The organism is Erwinia sp. TECH1, from assembly GCF_054057575.1.
In genome coordinates this window covers 1,164,722-1,179,785 of the sequence record NZ_JBSRZK010000001.1, presented here as the reverse complement: position 1 = coordinate 1,179,785, position 15,064 = coordinate 1,164,722, and the positions used below count along the sequence as shown (strand labels likewise).

Genomic DNA, 15,064 nt, shown 5'->3' with positions numbered 1-15,064 from the left:
GCAGGCGCGTCCCGAAACATGATTTGACACAGGAAAGCTTAATTAATGCAACAGTTACAGAGTGTTATTGAGAGCGCCTTTGAGCGCCGCGCCGAGATTACCCCAGCCAATGCCGATACCGTTACGCGAGAAGCGGTTAACCAGGTTATCGCGCTGCTGGATAGCGGCGCGCTGCGCGTAGCTGAGAAGATCGACGGCCAGTGGGTGACGCATCAGTGGCTGAAAAAGGCCGTGCTGCTCTCTTTCCGCATCAATGACAATCAGGTGATTGATGGCGCAGAAAGCCGTTATTACGACAAAGTTCCGATGAAATTTGCCGATTACGACGACGCTCGCTTTAAGAAAGAAGGTTTCCGCGTGGTGCCGCCGGCTGCCGTTCGTCAGGGCGCTTTTATCGCACGCAATACCGTGCTGATGCCTTCTTATGTCAATATTGGCGCTTATGTTGATGAAGGCTCAATGGTGGACACCTGGGCGACCGTTGGCTCCTGTGCGCAGATTGGTAAAAACGTGCACCTGTCCGGCGGCGTCGGTATCGGCGGCGTGCTGGAACCGCTGCAGGCTAACCCGACCATCATCGAAGACAATTGCTTTATCGGCGCGCGCTCTGAAATCGTGGAAGGCGTGATCGTTGAAGAAGGCGCGGTGATTTCTATGGGCGTCTACATTGGCCAGAGCACCAAAATCTACGACCGCGAAACCGGCGAAGTGCACTACGGCCGCGTGCCTGCCGGCTCCGTAGTGGTTTCCGGCAACCTGCCTTCCAAAGACGGCAGCTACAGCCTGTACTGCGCGGTTATCGTGAAAAAAGTAGATGCGAAAACCCGCGGCAAAGTCGGCATCAACGAACTGCTGCGTACCATCGACTAATTCTCCTTCGGGCCGCGCTTTGCGGCCCGTCAGTTTTTCTTTACACGCCCGCCTTAAAAAGATGTTTTCCATAAAAAAATAAGTAATGCTATTGCGCAATAACCAGGCGATAATCCGCGCCAACAAGCGTACAGGTTACCCGCCCCTTTTCAGATTTTCACATATACTCAGCTGAGCACGGGACGAGCAGGCCTGGCAAAAACAGGGAGCAACGTGCCGCCGCAGCGCGGCCGGTAAAAACCGCACCTTGCACCACAGAGTATTTGTAAAGCGCAGCCGAATGACTATTCTCCCGCACAGGAAAAAATCTTATGTATGACAATCTGAAAGGTTTAGGTATCGCCAATCCCGACGACATCGATCGCTACAGCCTGCGTCAGGAAGCCAGCAACGACATTCTGAAAATCTACTTTCGCAAAGACAAGGGTGAGTTTTTCGCTAAAAGCGTGAAGTTTAAATATCCGCGCCAGCGCAAAACCGTGGTGGCCGATAACGTCAGCCAGGGATTCAAAGAGATCCAGGAGATCAGCCCTAACCTGCGTTACGTGATTGACGAGCTGGATCAGATCTGCCAGCGCGATCAGGTGGAAGTCGATCTGAAACGCAAAATCCTGGACGATCTGCGTCATCTGGAAGGCGTGGTAACCAACAAGATCGCCGAAATTGAGGCCGATCTGGAAAAACTGACGCGCAATAGCCGCTAAGCGCGCCGTTACTCCCTGCTCTGTTTCCGTTCTTCAATGCGTCAGGGCCTGGCGCATTGGTCACTCTTTTCTAAGCTTCTGCGGCCAACGCTTTAAGGCTCATCATCCAGCTGCAACGCTACGTAAAGCAGCAGCCTGTCGTCAAAACTACTCAGATTCAGCCCTGTCAGCTCGGAAATGCGGTTAAGCCGGTATTCCAGCGTATTACGATGAATATAAAGCGCTTTCGCGGTAGCTGAAGGCTGCACGTTGTGGCTGAACCAGGCGATTAGCGTTCTTCTCAGCAGGCCATTATTGTCCATGGCCTTCAGCTTTGCCAGCGGTCGGGACAGCTCTCCGGCCTGCCAGCCGCCGCGCAGGCTGTCCAGCAGCACGGGCAACACCAGATCCTGATAGAAATAGCTGCGTTCTTCCGGCATACGCTGTTTGCCTACCAGCATGGTAGTGCGCGCGGTGCGATAAGAGCGGGCGATGCTGCCCGGCCCGGTAAAAAAGTTGCCCAAGGCAATACGCATTCGCAGATGGCCGTTTTCTTTCATTCTGGACTGCAAAAGCGCCACCCGTTTACGGTGGTCTTCCGCGTCAAAGCGACCATGTGAGTTAAAAGCAGGTTTCAACACCACCATCTCGGTCAGCGACACGATGGCGATTAAATTATCCCGCTCTGGCGTGGTAAGCAGCGTTTGCAGCTGCTGCAGTTCCGACATGGCGCTGTCCACGCCAAGCTGGCCGCTGTCGACCTCGACCACTGCCACCACGCGCGGCTGGTTAAGATCGATGCGTAACCGCTGCGCCCATTCGTTCAGCGCCGGAGAAAGCGTGTCGCTGCGAATAAGATTCAGCACCAGCTCTTCGCGCAGACGGCTGTCCTGCGCCAGCATATGTAGCAGTCGCGCCTGTTCCAGCATCATTTCTGCCGTCATGCAAACCAGCTCGCCATAGTGCCGCAGCGATTCCGGCTCGCCGGTCAGGCCGATAACGCCGACGATCTCGCCATCGATACGCATAGGCAGATTGATGCCGGGCCGCACGCCGTGCAGATGTCTTGCTACCGCTTCATCAATATCCACGATCCGTGCCTGAGACAGCGCCAACAGCGCGCCTTCGTGCATTTCTCCAATACGTTCCCGGTCGCCGCTGCCGATGATCCGGCCACGTGCGTCCATCACGTTGACATTGCTGTCAATTATTTTCATGGTGCGGGCAACGATTTCCTGCGCAAGGCGGGCATCAAGATGATAGGTGGCCATCCGTCACTCCTGAAATGTCTCGTCGGGCCAGCATACCTGCAGGCTGGCGTCGCGACATCATGCAAATGCACCAGGCGTGATCCAGAGTGTAAAAATAAGCGGAAAGATGAAAAGGCGTTGTTAAGGGGGATGCTGGCCTTATGGGCCAGCATCCGGCAGGAAGTTACTGCATTAACAAATAGATAGAGGCGTCGCCGCGCAGAATGTTCAGCGCCAGCACGGAAGGTTTGCCGTCGAGGATTTTGCGCAGCTCGCCCAGGTTAGCAACCGCCTGCTGGTTAACGCCCAAAATCACGTCGTCTTTCTTCAGGCCAATACGCGCCGCGGCGGAGCCCGCCTTAACGTCATCGACCTTCACGCCCTTCATGCCTTTTGCATCGTAGTTGCTGAGATCGGCGCCCTCAATACCGACATAGATATTGCCGGAATCGACTTTCGCCTGCGAGCTTTGCTGCAGCTCAACGTTGACCGTCATCGGTTTGCCGTCGCGGATCAGCCCCAACGCCATTTTAGTGCCGACCGGCAGCGATCCGACCTGCGCGCGCAGCGCTGCAAAGCTGGAAATCTGCTTGCCGTTGATGGAAATCACCACGTCGCCCGCTTTTACGCCCGCCTTCGCCGCCGAAGAATTCGGCAGTACCTGGCTGACAAAGGCGCCGCGCTGCGCGTCCACCTTCATTGCTTTCGCCAGCTCGGAGTTCAGCTCGGTGCCCATGATCCCCAACTCGCCGCGTTTCACCTGACCATATTCCACCATTTGCGCCGTCAGGTTTTTCACCATATCGCTTGGGATGGCGAAGCCGATGCCGATATTGCCGCCGTCCGGTGCCAGAATGGCGGTGTTAATGCCGATCAGCTCGCCGTTGAGGTTCACCAGCGCGCCGCCGGAGTTGCCCCGGTTGATAGCCGCATCCGTCTGAATAAAGTTTTCATAGTTTTCCACGTTCAGGCCGCTGCGGCCCAGCGCGGAAACGATGCCGGAGGTAACCGTTTCGCCCAGCCCATAGGGGTTGCCAATCGCCACGGTGTAGTCGCCGACGCGAAGGTTATCGGAATCCGCAATCTTAATCGCCGTAAGGTTCTTCGCATCTTTAAGCTGGATCAGCGCAATATCGGAGCGCGGATCTTTGCCGATCACCTTAGCTTCGTATTTGCGGCCATCGCTCAGCTGCACCTGAATTTTCGTCGCGTTATCGACCACGTGATTATTGGTAACGACATAGCCTTTCTCTGCGTTGATGACTACGCCTGAACCCAGCGCGCGGAATTTCTCCTGTTGGGTATCGGCTCCGCCCTGCGGCCCGCCGCCCTGACACATTGGCGAGCCCTGGAAAGGCGAACCATCCTGACAGAAAGGCGAGTTGCCGCCGAAGAACTGCTGGAACTGCTGAGGTAAACGCGGCGTACGTACCGTTGTGCTTCCTTCAACGTTGATACTCACTACTGAAGGCATCACTTTTTCTAACATCGGCGCCAGGCTTGGCAGCTGCTGGCTGGAAGAGGAAGCCGTTTCTGCGGCCGTAGCGGTCAGCGGGCCCATGGCCATTCCCAGGCTCAGGGCCAGCGCGCTGGCTAAAAGTGTTTTTTTCATGCGTCTGATTCTCTTCTGTTCTGATAGGCGAAACGTGCAGCGGACGTGCTGGTAAGAGTCATTTTTTAACGCTAAGTTCATGTATAAGTTTCAGCGAAAAGTAAAAAAATATTCTCTGCCTTTACAAACCCGCCGGAAAAAACGCTTATTCCACTGCCATCAAACGACGATATTCGTCCCAGGCATAAAGATCGGTCATGCCGCTGACATAATCCTGCAGCAAACGCGCCCGATAATAACGCTCCCAGAGCAGACGTTCAAATCGCTGTTCGATCTTCAGGTTTTTCATATGCACCGAATAAGCCTTCCGGTGCTTGCCGGATAATTTATGAAACAGACGTGTTTCAATTGGGTAGTCCGGATGGAAATCCTCATTTATCAGCATGTTAAAATCCTGATAAGAAAGCTGTAATAATGGCTTATAAATATCCAGCAGGCCTTTTATAACCCGATAACCCTGCAGCTCCAGCTGTTCGACTTCCGGATGATTAAATACGTGCTTTCTGGCGACTTTTTTAAACAGATTCAGCAGCTGGTTTTCATCGCCGTCATCTTCAAGCAGCGAATGATTAAAACTTCCCTGCCAGATTGGCCCGATATTATCGACAAAGCGTTTAACGGCGTGCTCGACCAATGCGGACTGTACTTTAACGCGAAGCTTCATAAAAAAGGTATCGCTCCGGCTGCGATAACGCTCTTTACTTTGCGCCTCGGTGTAAGCAAAGCCGACAATCTTTACAAAGAGTTCGTCAGAAGTGACCTTTTTGTTTTTTCGCAGCAGCGTCCACTCATCTTCTAAAAACTGATAAAGCTGGTCGACGCTGAAAATCGCTTTTTCTACGGCGTCGTCCAGGTCGGCAATACAATAAGAGATATCGTCGGCGGCTTCCATAATATAGGTCAGCGGAAAACGATGATATTGCTGTGTGTTGGTTGCCCTGAGCAGATCGGCCACGTACTTCTCTTCGGAAAGATAATAGCCTGGCTTTTTCATCAGCGTACTAAACTGCGGCGGTTTTTCGCCCTGAAACCAGGCCGGCGCCGTGTATTTTAAAATGCAGGCAACCTGTACATAGGAAAGATTAAGCTGAAGCAGCGTATGCACCAGGCGAATAGCCTGCGCGTTGCCCTCAAAATGGCAAAGATCCTGACGAAGACGGGCATTCATGGCGAGAAATTTTTCATTCTGCTCGCTGTCATCAACCCCGGCCTCCTGCGGCTCGGTCAGCAGCCCGGGCAAATTCACGCGGAACCAGTCGTTGATCGCCGCCTCGCCAAAATGGCCGAACGGTGGATTACCGACGTCATGCAGCAGGCAGGCCATTTCCACCAGGCTTTCAAAGGCGCCGGTTAAATCGGCCAGGCCGTACTTTTCCAGCCCGCCAGGCTGCTTTCGCAATGCCTGAAGCACCTCTTTCACGATATAGCGGCCGGTCTGTTGCACCTCCAGCGAATGCGTCAGCCGCGAGCGCACGGCGGCGTTTCGCTCCAGAGGAAAGACCTGCGTTTTTTGCTGAAGTCGCCGAATAGCCGCCGAATTAATAATACGTCCGCGATCGCTTTCAAAATGGCGGGTAATATAATATTCGCCTTCGGGCTTTTCGCGGTTATTAAAGGGCCGCTCGAAACTGAATTTCGTCCTGAAATCTGTCGCTGTCATACTAGCCCGCCCTGATGAGTTAAACCTGCTAATCATGATAAACTATGCACTACATTGAACAACTTCCACAACAATAGCGAGCATTCCTATGAAAGCAGGCATTATTGGCGCGATGGAGCAGGAAGTAACCCTGCTGCGCGATAAAATTGAAAACCGTCAGACTATCGCGCTGGCCGGTTGCGAGATCTATACCGGCACGCTGAACGGCGTTGAGGTTGCCCTGCTGAAATCGGGTATCGGCAAAGTTTCTGCGGCGATGGGCACCACGCTGCTGCTGGAGCTGTGCAAACCGGATTTTGTGATCAATACCGGTTCCGCAGGCGGTTTGGCCTCCACGCTGAAGGTCGGCGATATCGTGGTATCCGACGAGGTGCGCTATCACGATGCCGACGTCACCGCTTTCGGCTACGAGCCAGGCCAGATGGCAGGCTGTCCGGCAGCCTTTACGGCCGATGATAAACTGATTGCCGCGGCGGAAAGCTGCATCGCTAAGCTTGGCCTGAACGCCGTACGCGGCCTGGTCGTGAGCGGCGATGCCTTTATTAACGGTGCCGAACCGCTGGCGCGCATTCGTACGACTTTCCCGCAGGCCGTAGGCGTAGAGATGGAAGCGACCGCTATCGCTCACGTTTGCCACCAGTTCGGCACGCCGTTCGTAGTGGTGCGAGCCATTTCCGACGTGGCCGACCAGGAGTCGCATCTGAGCTTTGACGAGTTCCTGACCGTTGCCGCTAAGCAGTCCTCACTGCTGGTGGAAACGCTGCTGACCCACCTTCGTGGCTAAGCTTTTCGCCCTGTTGCTGCTGCTCTGTTACGGAGCGGCAGCCGCCACGCCCCGCGTTATCACCCTTGCGCCAAACCTGACCGAACTGGCTTTTGCCGCAGGCATCACGCCTGTCGCCGTCAGCGCTTATTCCGACTATCCCCCCGCTGCCGCCGCTATCGAACAGGTGGCGAACTGGCAGGGAATTAACGTTGAACGCATCATCAACCTGAAACCGGACGTGGTGCTTGCCTGGCGCGAGGGAAATCCGCAGCGACAGGTCGATCAGCTGGCAGCCTTCGGCATTAAGGTGGTGTGGCTGGCGCCAGCCACGATTGGCGAGATGATTGCCGCCGTGCGCGATCTTAAAGCCTTCAGTCCACACCCGGAACAGGCTGACAGGCAGGCGGCGGCGCTACAGCAGCAGTGGGATGATCTGCAGAGGCGCTATCAGCACGCACGCAAAGTGTCGGTGTTTTTACAGTTTGGTCAGCGGCCGCTTTTCACCGCCTCGCGTAATACGCTGCAAAACGAAATCGTACAGCTGTGCGGCGGCGAAAACATCTTTGCCGACAGCCGCGTCGCCTGGCCTCAGGTCAGCCGCGAGCAGGTTTTAATGCGGCATCCGCAGGCCATCGTGACGGGAGGTGACGCCGCCGCCGTCAGCGCCTTCTGGCGGCCACAGCTCAACGCGCAGGTAATTGTAATAAATGATGACTGGCTCAGCCGGCCCGGCCCGCGCATTCTTCAGGCAGCACGGGCATTGTGCAGTCAGTTGCAGCCCTGAGACGGCAGACACTGTACTAAAGTCGGTTAAAGTTTCAACGAAGATGGTCGTTAACCTAATTACGAGGCGGCAAGGCTGTTATAAGCGCCGCCCGGCATTTCAGGGCTTTTGCCCTTTTACACCAGGAAACTACAGCAATGAAAGCCGTTTATATGGCCTTAGGCCTGATGATGGCAGGTCAGGCGGCTGCTGCTTCCATTACCGGCAGCATTGGCGTCAGGCTGACCATTTACTCCCAATGTCACATTGACGGGCAGAGTACTATCACAGCAAGAACACCTGCAGTGGACTGCGGCCAACAAAGAGCCGCACAGCCGAAAGTCACGCAGACGGCGATTTCGTCTAACCGCGAAACGCGCCAGACGTCGAAACTGGTCACTGTAGAATGGTAAGCGAAAACCCCGGCGGCAACGTCGGGGTTTTTTATTCAGATACTGAAAGAAGAACCGCAGCCGCAGGTGGTTTTGGCGTTCGGGTTAGTCACGATAAAACGCGAGCCTTCCAGCCCTTCGGTATAGTCCACCGAGCCGCCAACCAGATATTGCAGGCTCATAGGATCCACCACCAGCGCCACGCCCGATTTTTCAATCGTCATATCGCCATCGTTGACCTTATCGTCAAAGGTGAAGCCGTACTGGAAACCGCTGCAACCGCCGCCGGTAATATAGACACGCAGTTTCAGATCGGGATTCTCTTCATCTGAGATCAGGTTTTTAACTTTACTGGCCGCTGCTTCGGTAAACTGCAGGGGCAGAGCTACATCTTCACTCATTTCATACTCCATCAGGCACTCGGGCCGGTCAGAATTCGACCATTAATCGCACCATTATCTTACACACCAGTATAGCAATCAAGTATGCGCCTGTTTGTCGGTTGTGGTGTTAGCAGCCGCTGCTACCGCGTCATCGGCCTGCTGCTGTTTTTCCAGCGTGCGCGCCAGCAGCGAGGAGTAAAGCGGTTTGCCGCCGAGAAACTGCGCCAGTAAGGTTGCCCCAAGGCAGGTGATAATCATCGGCAGAATAAGCTGATAATTATCGGTCATTTCCAGTACCAGCACGATGCCGGTGAGCGGCGCCCTGACCGAAGCGGCGAACAGCGCGCCCATGCCCGCAATGGCAAAAGTACCGACTTCCAGCTGATAAGCAGGAAACAGCGAGGCGCTGGCCATGCCGAACGCGGTGCCCAGCAGCGTGCCCAGCGTCAGCATCGGCGCGAAAATACCGCCCGGCGCGCCGGAGCCAAAACAGAGCAGCGTTGTCGCCATGCGGGCGATAAAAATAAACAGCAGCGTGCCCACGGTATAATGACCGGCCGCCGCAATGGGGATCAGCTCAAAGCCGCCGCCTGCAGCCTCCGGCTCGATGACGCCCAGCACGCCGCAAACGCCCCCCAGCACGGCACCGATAATCAGAATTTTTTTCAGGTTGCCGCCGTGGAGGCGCTGAAACATATCCTGCGTTTTAAAAATCAGCGCGTTAAACGCTACGCCAACGATGCCGAAAATCATGCCCAGCAGCAGATAGAGCCAGAGCGTGTTGACCGGCGAGTTGGAAAGTTTACCGACGGCGATCACCGCGTGTTCGCCGTTGAAAATGCGGAACACGATGCTGGACATAATGACGCCGATAAACACGGCCTTGATAGAGATAACGCTGTAGCGAAACTGCAAACGCATCTCTTCGATGATAAACAGAATGCCCGCCAGCGGCGCGTTAAACGCGGCTGAAAGCCCGGCAGCCGCACCGGTAGCCAGCAAAGAGTGGCGGGCCTCGGCGCTTTTCAGGCGGAAAATATCCAGCACCATGCGGCCGATGTTGCCGCCCAGCTGCACCGTCGGCCCTTCGCGTCCCAGCACCATGCCCGCGCCCAGCGTTCCCATGCCGCCGATAAATTTAACGGGGATTACCCGCCACCAGCGCACCGGCCGCAGCTCTTCCAGCGCGCCTTCGATTTCCGGAATACCGGAGCCTGAGGCTTCCGGCGCAAAGCGGCGCACCAGATAGTACCCCACGACGGCCAGCAGTGCGGAAAGGATAAACGCCAGCGGAAACAGCAGGATCCAGTGTTGTTCAACGTCTGCCAGCATTGCCAACCGCCAGTGGCTGACCCCGTGCACCGCTTTTTCGAAGGCGACGCCTACCAGTCCGGCCAGCAGGCCGACAATGCCTGCCATAATTAACACCACGACCGGCGTTTTATCGCGTCTCAATAGAAGGCGGAGAAAGTCGCCGCGTCGGGCTGGCACCACGTGTAACTGGTCGGACGAAGAGGTTGTCTGCTGCATAGTCCATTCGTATCAGTTCAGGCGAAGCTGATATTTTACTCATCCCGTCGCGGCTGTCGCCAGGAAAAGCTGATCCTTTCGTGTCAAAAGCGCCAGCGGCCTTTCAACCCGACCGTCTGTTCCCTTAGAATGGCGGGGTTTTTCTTAATGCATCCTCAGGAGCGGAACCATGAGTAAGTCTGAAAATCTGTATGCTCAGGCACAGCAAGTTATTCCCGGCGGCGTCAACTCGCCGGTACGCGCCTTCACCGGCGTTGGCGGCGTACCGCTCTTTATTGAACGCGCTAACGGCGCTTATCTTTACGACGCCGACGGCAAAGCCTATATCGATTACGTCGGCTCCTGGGGACCGATGGTGTTGGGCCATAACCATCCTGCCATCCGTAACGCGGTTATCGAAGCCGTAGAGCGCGGCCTGAGCTTTGGCGCGCCAACCGAGATGGAAGTCAAAATGGCCGAGCTGGTGACCGAACTGGTACCGACAATGGACATGGTGCGGATGGTGAACTCCGGCACCGAAGCAACAATGAGCGCCATTCGCCTGGCTCGCGGTTTTACCCATCGCGACAAAATTATCAAATTTGAAGGCTGCTACCACGGCCACGCCGATCACCTGCTGGTGAAAGCCGGTTCAGGCGCGTTGACCCTCGGCCAGCCGAATTCACCGGGCGTTCCGGCCGATTTCGCCAAGCACACGCTGACCTGCACCTACAACGATCTGGATTCCGTGCGCGCCGCTTTTGAGCAGTATCCGCATGAAATCGCGTGCATCATCGTCGAGCCGGTCGCGGGCAATATGAACTGCATCCCGCCGCTGCCGGAATTTTTGCCAGGCCTGCGCGCGCTCTGCGACGAATTTGGCGCGCTGCTGATTATCGACGAAGTGATGACTGGCTTCCGCGTGGCGCTGGCTGGCGCGCAGGCGCATTACGGCGTGGTGCCGGATTTAACCTGCCTGGGCAAAATCATCGGCGGCGGAATGCCGGTCGGCGCGTTTGGCGGCCGTCGCGAAGTAATGGAAGCGCTGGCGCCGACGGGGCCGGTTTATCAGGCGGGCACCCTTTCCGGCAACCCGATTGCGATGGCAGCCGGTTTTGCCTGCCTGAGCGAGATCGCGAAGCCCGGCACGCACGCCACGCTGACCGACCTCACCACCCGCCTGGCGGAAGGCCTGCTGCAGGCGGCAGAAGAAACCAACATTCCGCTGGTGGTTAACCACGTTGGCGGCATGTTCGGGCTGTTCTTTACCGCAGCCGACCAGGTCACCAGCTATCAGGACGTGACCCAGTGCGACGTGGAGCGCTTTAAGAAGTTCTTCCACCTGATGCTGGAAGAAGGCGTTTACCTCGCCCCTTCCGCTTTTGAAGCGGGCTTTATGTCGCTGGCGCACAGCCAGGAAGATATTCAGCGCACGGTGGACGCCGCACGCCGCAGCTTCGCTAAGCTGGCGTAACGGTAGTCGGGCAGCGCACCAGGCGCTGCCCTTTCCTTCACACCTTCCGCAGCAGATAAACGAAGTAAGGCGCGCCGATAAAGGTCGCCAGCAGTCCCGCCGGCACCTGCGCCGGAAAGGCCACCATCCGTCCGCACCAGTCCGCTATCATCATCAGACCGCCGCCAAGCAGACTGGCGATAAGCAGCTGCGGCAGCGCCCGCCGGAAACCCAGCATCCTTGCGATATGCGGCGCCATCAGCCCGACAAAGCTCAGCGGCCCGATGGTCAGCGTGGCCGCCGCCGTCAGCGCCGCCGCCAGCAGCAGCAGCGCCATCCGCGAGGTTTTCAGCGCCACGCCCAGCGAGCGGGCCGTTTCGCCGCCTAACGGCAACAGCGTCAGCCAGCGACGGCACAGCGGCGTCAGCGCCAGCAGCACGGCCGCCACGATTATCGTCCTGATCGCCTGCTCGCCGCTCACGCTATAGGTCGAGCCGGAGATCCACGTCATCAGCCCGGCCATACGCGGATCGCCGCTGGCCATCAGCAGCAGCAGCAGGGTGGCAAAGGCGGTACTCAGCGCCATGCCCGCCAGCAGCATACGTTCGGGCGAAAAGCCGCCGCGACCGCCCACAAAGGTAATAATCAGCAGCGTGATTGCCGCGCCCAGGCTGCCCGCAGGCAGCAGCCAGCCGAAGGCGTCGCCGGGCACCAGAAACAGCATAATCACCACGCCAAAGGCGGCGCCGGAGCTGATGCCCAGCACTTCCGGGCTGGCCATCGGATTGCCGGTCAGGCGCTGCACCAGGCAGCCAGCCGCGCCCAGCATCATGCCCGTCGCCAGCGCCGCCACCAGTCTCGGCATTCGCCAGGGCAACAATTGCTGCCACAGTTCGCCGCTTGCCCACGTCCAGCCGTCAGCGCCGCGCCCGAAGCTGAGCGCCACCGCGCCCAGCGCCAACAGCAGCGCCACGCCGCCCAGACACCACAACAGCAGGCCGTGGCGCTCGACCGGCACGCGATCGCCCCGATCCAGCGCGGGCGGCGCGGAAGCGGTACGCAGGCGCGGCAGTAACCACAGCAGCAGCGGTGCGCCAATAATCGCGGTTGCCGTACCGGTCGAAATTTCCTGCCAGCGATCGGTCAGCCAGATCACGCTCTGATCGGCCAGCCACAGCAGCAACATGCCGATAAACGGCGCCAGCAGCATCCGGCTGAGCAGCCGTCTTGCACCCAGCATTTTTGCCAGCAGCGGCGCAAAAAGGCCGATAAAGCCGATCACGCCCGCCGCGTTTACCAGCTGCGCGCTGAGCACGATAGCCAGCGCCAGCACGCTTAAGCGGGCCAGCGACAGCCCCAGCCCCAGATTCTTCGCCACGCCGTCGTCCAGCCCCATCAGCGTCATCGGCCTGCGCAACAGCAGCGCCAGCACAAAGCCCGTCAGCAGCTTCGGCCACAGGAATTCGACGTTGCCCCAGTCCATCTGGTTCAGCGAGCCGGTTCCCCATAAAAAGATATTCTGCAGCCTGTCGTGATTAAACAGGCCGATAAGCTGATTGACCGCGCCACAATAGAGCGACATCACCAGGCCGGCCAGGATCAGCGTGACCGGAGAAAGCCGCTTCCCCCAGGCGATGCCAAACACAATCAGCCCGATGGCCAGCGCGCCGAGCATAGCGGCAAACTGCTGGCCAAATAGCGGCAGGCTCCAGAGCGCGGCAATGGTCAGGCCAAGCTGCGCGCCGGTGGCGACCCCAAGCGTGGTTGGCTCTGCTAATGGATTGCGCAGCACCTGCTGGAAGAGCAGGCCCACCAGCCCCAGCCCGGCGCCCACCAGCAGCGACAGCGCCAGCCTCGGCAGCAGGCTGTAGTGAAACACCATCTGGCTGACGCTTTCGGGACTGGCGGCTTTTATCGCGCTGAACCACAGCGACGGCGCAAGATGCTGGCTGAAGTTATAGCCGGTCAGGCCCAGCGCCAGCGCGAACAGCAGCGTTAATAAGAACACGGGAAAACGCGCGGAATTTTTCATAGCGGCTCCAGCGCCCGATCCAGCGACTGGCAAAAACGCATCGCAGAAAGCGTTGCGCCATAGAACCAGACCTGCGGCACGCGGCGAAAGCGCTGCTGCCGGACAAAATCCATCGCCTGCCAGAGCGGCGTCGCGCTGACCTGCTGCATTAAATTATCGTCGCCATGCGCAAAACAGATCGCCTCGACGTCTTTTAGCGTCGCCAGTCTTTCCAGCCCGATCACCGCGCTTCCCCAGAAATTGGTTTCGCCCTGCCAGGCGTTTTCCAGCCCCAGCTCGTTCATCACTTCCAGAAACAGGCTGCCCTTGCCGAAAACCAGCGCATGACGCGCATCCAGCAGCGACATCAGCAGCACCGGACGCCGCTTTCGACCGGCAACGCGCTTTCTGGCGGCGGCGATAAAGGCGTCGAACTGTGCCAGATGGCGCTGCGCCTGCGGCACGCGATCGAGACGGTCGGCCAGCTGCATCAGCGACTGCCGCGCCACGGTCAGCGGTTTGCCGCTGGCGTCGTTGAAGGCGAAGCCCATCGCGGGCGCGATTTTCTCAAATTTGTCGTTGGATGGCCCATAGCCGGAAGAGTAAAGAATGAGCGAAGGCCGCATCTGCATCATCAGCTCAAGATTGGGTTCGGTGCGCAGGCCCAGATCCACCGTTGAGGCAGGCAGCTTTGGCTCGCCGACCCAAAGCTGGTAGTTATACATTTCGGCTACGCCCATCGGCGCGACGCCAAGCGCCAGCAGCAGTTCCGTCGGCAGCCACTCCAGCGACACAATGCGCGCTGCGTCAATGCCCGACGCGGCACGGCTGCCGAAGGCGGGCAGCAAAGGCGCAAGCGCCATCGCCATCAGCAGGCGGCGGCGATAAAAATCCGGCATGGAAATTCCTTTAGTAAACAAAACTTACCGGCGTGCCGCCGTCCGGGTGCGGCAGAATGCCCATTGGGATACCGTAAATGGCCTGGAGCACCTCCGGCTGCATGATCGCGCCGGCATCGCCCTGCGCGATCATCCCGCCGTTGCGTAAGGCGACCAGGTGGTCACAGTAGCGGGCGGCCATATTGATATCGTGCAGCACGGCGATCACGGTCAGCCCCCGCTCATGGCTGAGCCGCTGGATAAGCGCCAGCACCTCGACCTGATGAGCGATATCCAGCGCGGAAGTCGGTTCATCCAGCAGCAGGCAGCGGCTGTTCTGCGCCACCAGCATCGCAATCCAGGCGCGCTGCCGCTCGCCGCCGGAGAGGCTGTCCACCAGACGCGAGGCGAAAGGTTTCAGGCCCACCAGCGCAATGGCTTCATCGACGCGATCGCGATCTTCGCTGCCGAAGCGGCCCAGCGCGCCGTGCCAGGGATAGCGCCCCATCGAGACCAGCTCCCGCACCGTCATGCCCTCGGCGGCGGGAAGCTGCTGCGGCAGATAGGCGACCTCACGGGCAAAGCGCTTAGCGGGCCACTGCGCCAGCGCTTTATCATTGAGCCGCACTTCGCCGCCGGTCGCGGCGTGATGGCGCCCCAACAGCTTTAACAGCGTGGATTTGCCGGAGCCATTATGCCCAATCAGCCCGCAGACTTTTCCGGCGGGAAAGGTCAGCGACAGCGGCTGGAGCAGGATGCGGCCCGGAACGGCAAATGAAGTTTGATGCAGCGAGAAGGTGCTGTCGGTCAGGTGCGGAGAATGCATAACAATTT

At 58.0% G+C, this 15,064-nt stretch carries 14 protein-coding genes; 6 read left to right on the top strand and 8 right to left on the bottom strand.

The window, feature by feature from the left end; genetic code table 11:
* The first annotated feature begins 45 nt into the window (after window positions 1-45).
* Together dapD and ACVWZ0_RS05390 are read left to right on the top strand one after the other, a co-directional pair.
* Window positions 46-870 carry a 2,3,4,5-tetrahydropyridine-2,6-dicarboxylate N-succinyltransferase gene (gene dapD, locus ACVWZ0_RS05395; protein WP_125289086.1) on the top strand — a complete coding sequence of 275 codons (825 nt, stop codon included), beginning with the start codon at window positions 46-48 and terminating at the stop codon, window positions 868-870.
* Between the two features lie 311 nt (window positions 871-1,181).
* Window positions 1,182-1,574, top strand: a complete 393-nt coding sequence (locus ACVWZ0_RS05390) for a DUF3461 family protein (RefSeq protein WP_253455197.1) — start codon at window positions 1,182-1,184, stop codon at window positions 1,572-1,574.
* 92 nt (window positions 1,575-1,666) lie between these two features.
* Here the strand turns inward: ACVWZ0_RS05390 and ACVWZ0_RS05385 are convergent, their stop codons facing one another.
* From ACVWZ0_RS05385 to dgt, 3 genes are all read right to left on the bottom strand, one after another.
* Window positions 1,667-2,824: a CdaR family transcriptional regulator gene (locus tag ACVWZ0_RS05385; protein ID WP_125289084.1), complete on the bottom strand. Its 1,158-nt coding sequence runs from the start codon at window positions 2,822-2,824 to the stop codon at window positions 1,667-1,669.
* A gap of 163 nt (window positions 2,825-2,987) precedes the next feature.
* On the bottom strand, window positions 2,988-4,415 hold the full coding sequence (gene degP, locus ACVWZ0_RS05380) for a serine endoprotease DegP (protein WP_253455198.1): 1,428 nt from the start codon (window positions 4,413-4,415) through the stop codon (window positions 2,988-2,990).
* A 145-nt stretch (window positions 4,416-4,560) separates the two neighbouring features.
* Window positions 4,561-6,075, bottom strand: a complete 1,515-nt coding sequence (dgt, locus tag ACVWZ0_RS05375; RefSeq protein WP_125289082.1) for a dGTPase — start codon at window positions 6,073-6,075, stop codon at window positions 4,561-4,563.
* A gap of 88 nt (window positions 6,076-6,163) precedes the next feature.
* Here dgt and mtnN point away from each other — a divergent pair, with 88 nt between their 5' ends.
* The 3 genes from mtnN to ACVWZ0_RS05360 all read left to right on the top strand — a co-directional run bounded on the left by mtnN (window position 6,164) and on the right by ACVWZ0_RS05360 (window position 8,017).
* A complete protein-coding gene (mtnN, locus tag ACVWZ0_RS05370; protein ID WP_253455199.1) occupies window positions 6,164-6,859 on the top strand; it encodes a 5'-methylthioadenosine/S-adenosylhomocysteine nucleosidase in 696 nt (231 codons plus the stop codon).
* A complete protein-coding gene (gene btuF / locus ACVWZ0_RS05365) occupies window positions 6,852-7,625 on the top strand; it encodes a vitamin B12 ABC transporter substrate-binding protein BtuF (protein WP_253455200.1) in 774 nt (257 codons plus the stop codon). Before mtnN ends, btuF begins: the two co-directional genes overlap by 8 nt.
* A 137-nt stretch (window positions 7,626-7,762) precedes the next feature.
* Entirely contained in the window at window positions 7,763-8,017 is a 255-nt protein-coding gene (locus tag ACVWZ0_RS05360; RefSeq protein ID WP_253455201.1) for a hypothetical protein, read from the top strand.
* Window positions 8,018-8,052: 35 nt separating this feature from the next.
* Here the strand turns inward: ACVWZ0_RS05360 and erpA are convergent, their stop codons facing one another.
* A complete protein-coding gene (gene erpA, locus ACVWZ0_RS05355; RefSeq protein WP_125289078.1) occupies window positions 8,053-8,397 on the bottom strand; it encodes an iron-sulfur cluster insertion protein ErpA in 345 nt (114 codons plus the stop codon).
* Window positions 8,398-8,475: 78 nt separating this feature from the next.
* Window positions 8,476-9,909 carry a H(+)/Cl(-) exchange transporter ClcA gene (gene clcA, locus ACVWZ0_RS05350; protein WP_253455202.1) on the bottom strand — a complete coding sequence of 478 codons (1,434 nt, stop codon included), beginning with the start codon at window positions 9,907-9,909 and terminating at the stop codon, window positions 8,476-8,478.
* 169 nt (window positions 9,910-10,078) lie between these two features.
* Between clcA and hemL the strand changes: the two genes are divergently transcribed.
* On the top strand, window positions 10,079-11,362 hold the full coding sequence (gene hemL, locus ACVWZ0_RS05345) for a glutamate-1-semialdehyde 2,1-aminomutase (RefSeq protein ID WP_253455203.1): 1,284 nt from the start codon (window positions 10,079-10,081) through the stop codon (window positions 11,360-11,362).
* A gap of 37 nt (window positions 11,363-11,399) precedes the next feature.
* Here the strand turns inward: hemL and fhuB are convergent, their stop codons facing one another.
* From fhuB to fhuC, 3 genes are read right to left on the bottom strand one after another with little or no spacing between them, the layout of a single operon-like run.
* Window positions 11,400-13,373, bottom strand: a complete 1,974-nt coding sequence (gene fhuB / locus ACVWZ0_RS05340; protein ID WP_253455204.1) for a Fe(3+)-hydroxamate ABC transporter permease FhuB — start codon at window positions 13,371-13,373, stop codon at window positions 11,400-11,402.
* On the bottom strand, window positions 13,370-14,251 hold the full coding sequence (gene fhuD / locus ACVWZ0_RS05335) for a Fe(3+)-hydroxamate ABC transporter substrate-binding protein FhuD (RefSeq protein WP_253455205.1): 882 nt from the start codon (window positions 14,249-14,251) through the stop codon (window positions 13,370-13,372). The genes fhuB and fhuD overlap by 4 nt, the downstream gene beginning before the upstream one ends.
* A 10-nt stretch (window positions 14,252-14,261) precedes the next feature.
* The gene (gene fhuC / locus ACVWZ0_RS05330; protein ID WP_253455206.1) at window positions 14,262-15,056 is read right to left on the bottom strand and encodes a Fe3+-hydroxamate ABC transporter ATP-binding protein FhuC; all 795 of its coding nucleotides are present in this window, start codon (window positions 15,054-15,056) and stop codon (window positions 14,262-14,264) included.
* Window positions 15,057-15,064: the final 8 nt, after the last annotated feature.

What these genes read in the sequence shown, in the direction of transcription:
- dapD (WP_125289086.1), top strand. Translation starts at nt 46, where the DNA reads ATGCAACAGTTACAGAGTGTTATTGAGAGCGCCTTTGAGCGCCGCGCC.
- ACVWZ0_RS05390 (WP_253455197.1), top strand. Translation starts at nt 1,182, where the DNA reads ATGTATGACAATCTGAAAGGTTTAGGTATCGCCAATCCCGACGACATC.
- ACVWZ0_RS05385 (WP_125289084.1), bottom strand. Translation starts at nt 2,824, where the DNA reads ATGGCCACCTATCATCTTGATGCCCGCCTTGCGCAGGAAATCGTTGCC.
- degP (WP_253455198.1), bottom strand. Translation starts at nt 4,415, where the DNA reads ATGAAAAAAACACTTTTAGCCAGCGCGCTGGCCCTGAGCCTGGGAATG.
- dgt (WP_125289082.1), bottom strand. Translation starts at nt 6,075, where the DNA reads ATGACAGCGACAGATTTCAGGACGAAATTCAGTTTCGAGCGGCCCTTT.
- mtnN (WP_253455199.1), top strand. Translation starts at nt 6,164, where the DNA reads ATGAAAGCAGGCATTATTGGCGCGATGGAGCAGGAAGTAACCCTGCTG.
- ACVWZ0_RS05360 (WP_253455201.1), top strand. Translation starts at nt 7,763, where the DNA reads ATGAAAGCCGTTTATATGGCCTTAGGCCTGATGATGGCAGGTCAGGCG.
- erpA (WP_125289078.1), bottom strand. Translation starts at nt 8,397, where the DNA reads ATGAGTGAAGATGTAGCTCTGCCCCTGCAGTTTACCGAAGCAGCGGCC.
- clcA (WP_253455202.1), bottom strand. Translation starts at nt 9,909, where the DNA reads ATGCAGCAGACAACCTCTTCGTCCGACCAGTTACACGTGGTGCCAGCC.
- hemL (WP_253455203.1), top strand. Translation starts at nt 10,079, where the DNA reads ATGAGTAAGTCTGAAAATCTGTATGCTCAGGCACAGCAAGTTATTCCC.
- fhuB (WP_253455204.1), bottom strand. Translation starts at nt 13,373, where the DNA reads ATGAAAAATTCCGCGCGTTTTCCCGTGTTCTTATTAACGCTGCTGTTC.
- fhuD (WP_253455205.1), bottom strand. Translation starts at nt 14,251, where the DNA reads ATGCCGGATTTTTATCGCCGCCGCCTGCTGATGGCGATGGCGCTTGCG.
- fhuC (WP_253455206.1), bottom strand. Translation starts at nt 15,056, where the DNA reads ATGCATTCTCCGCACCTGACCGACAGCACCTTCTCGCTGCATCAAACT.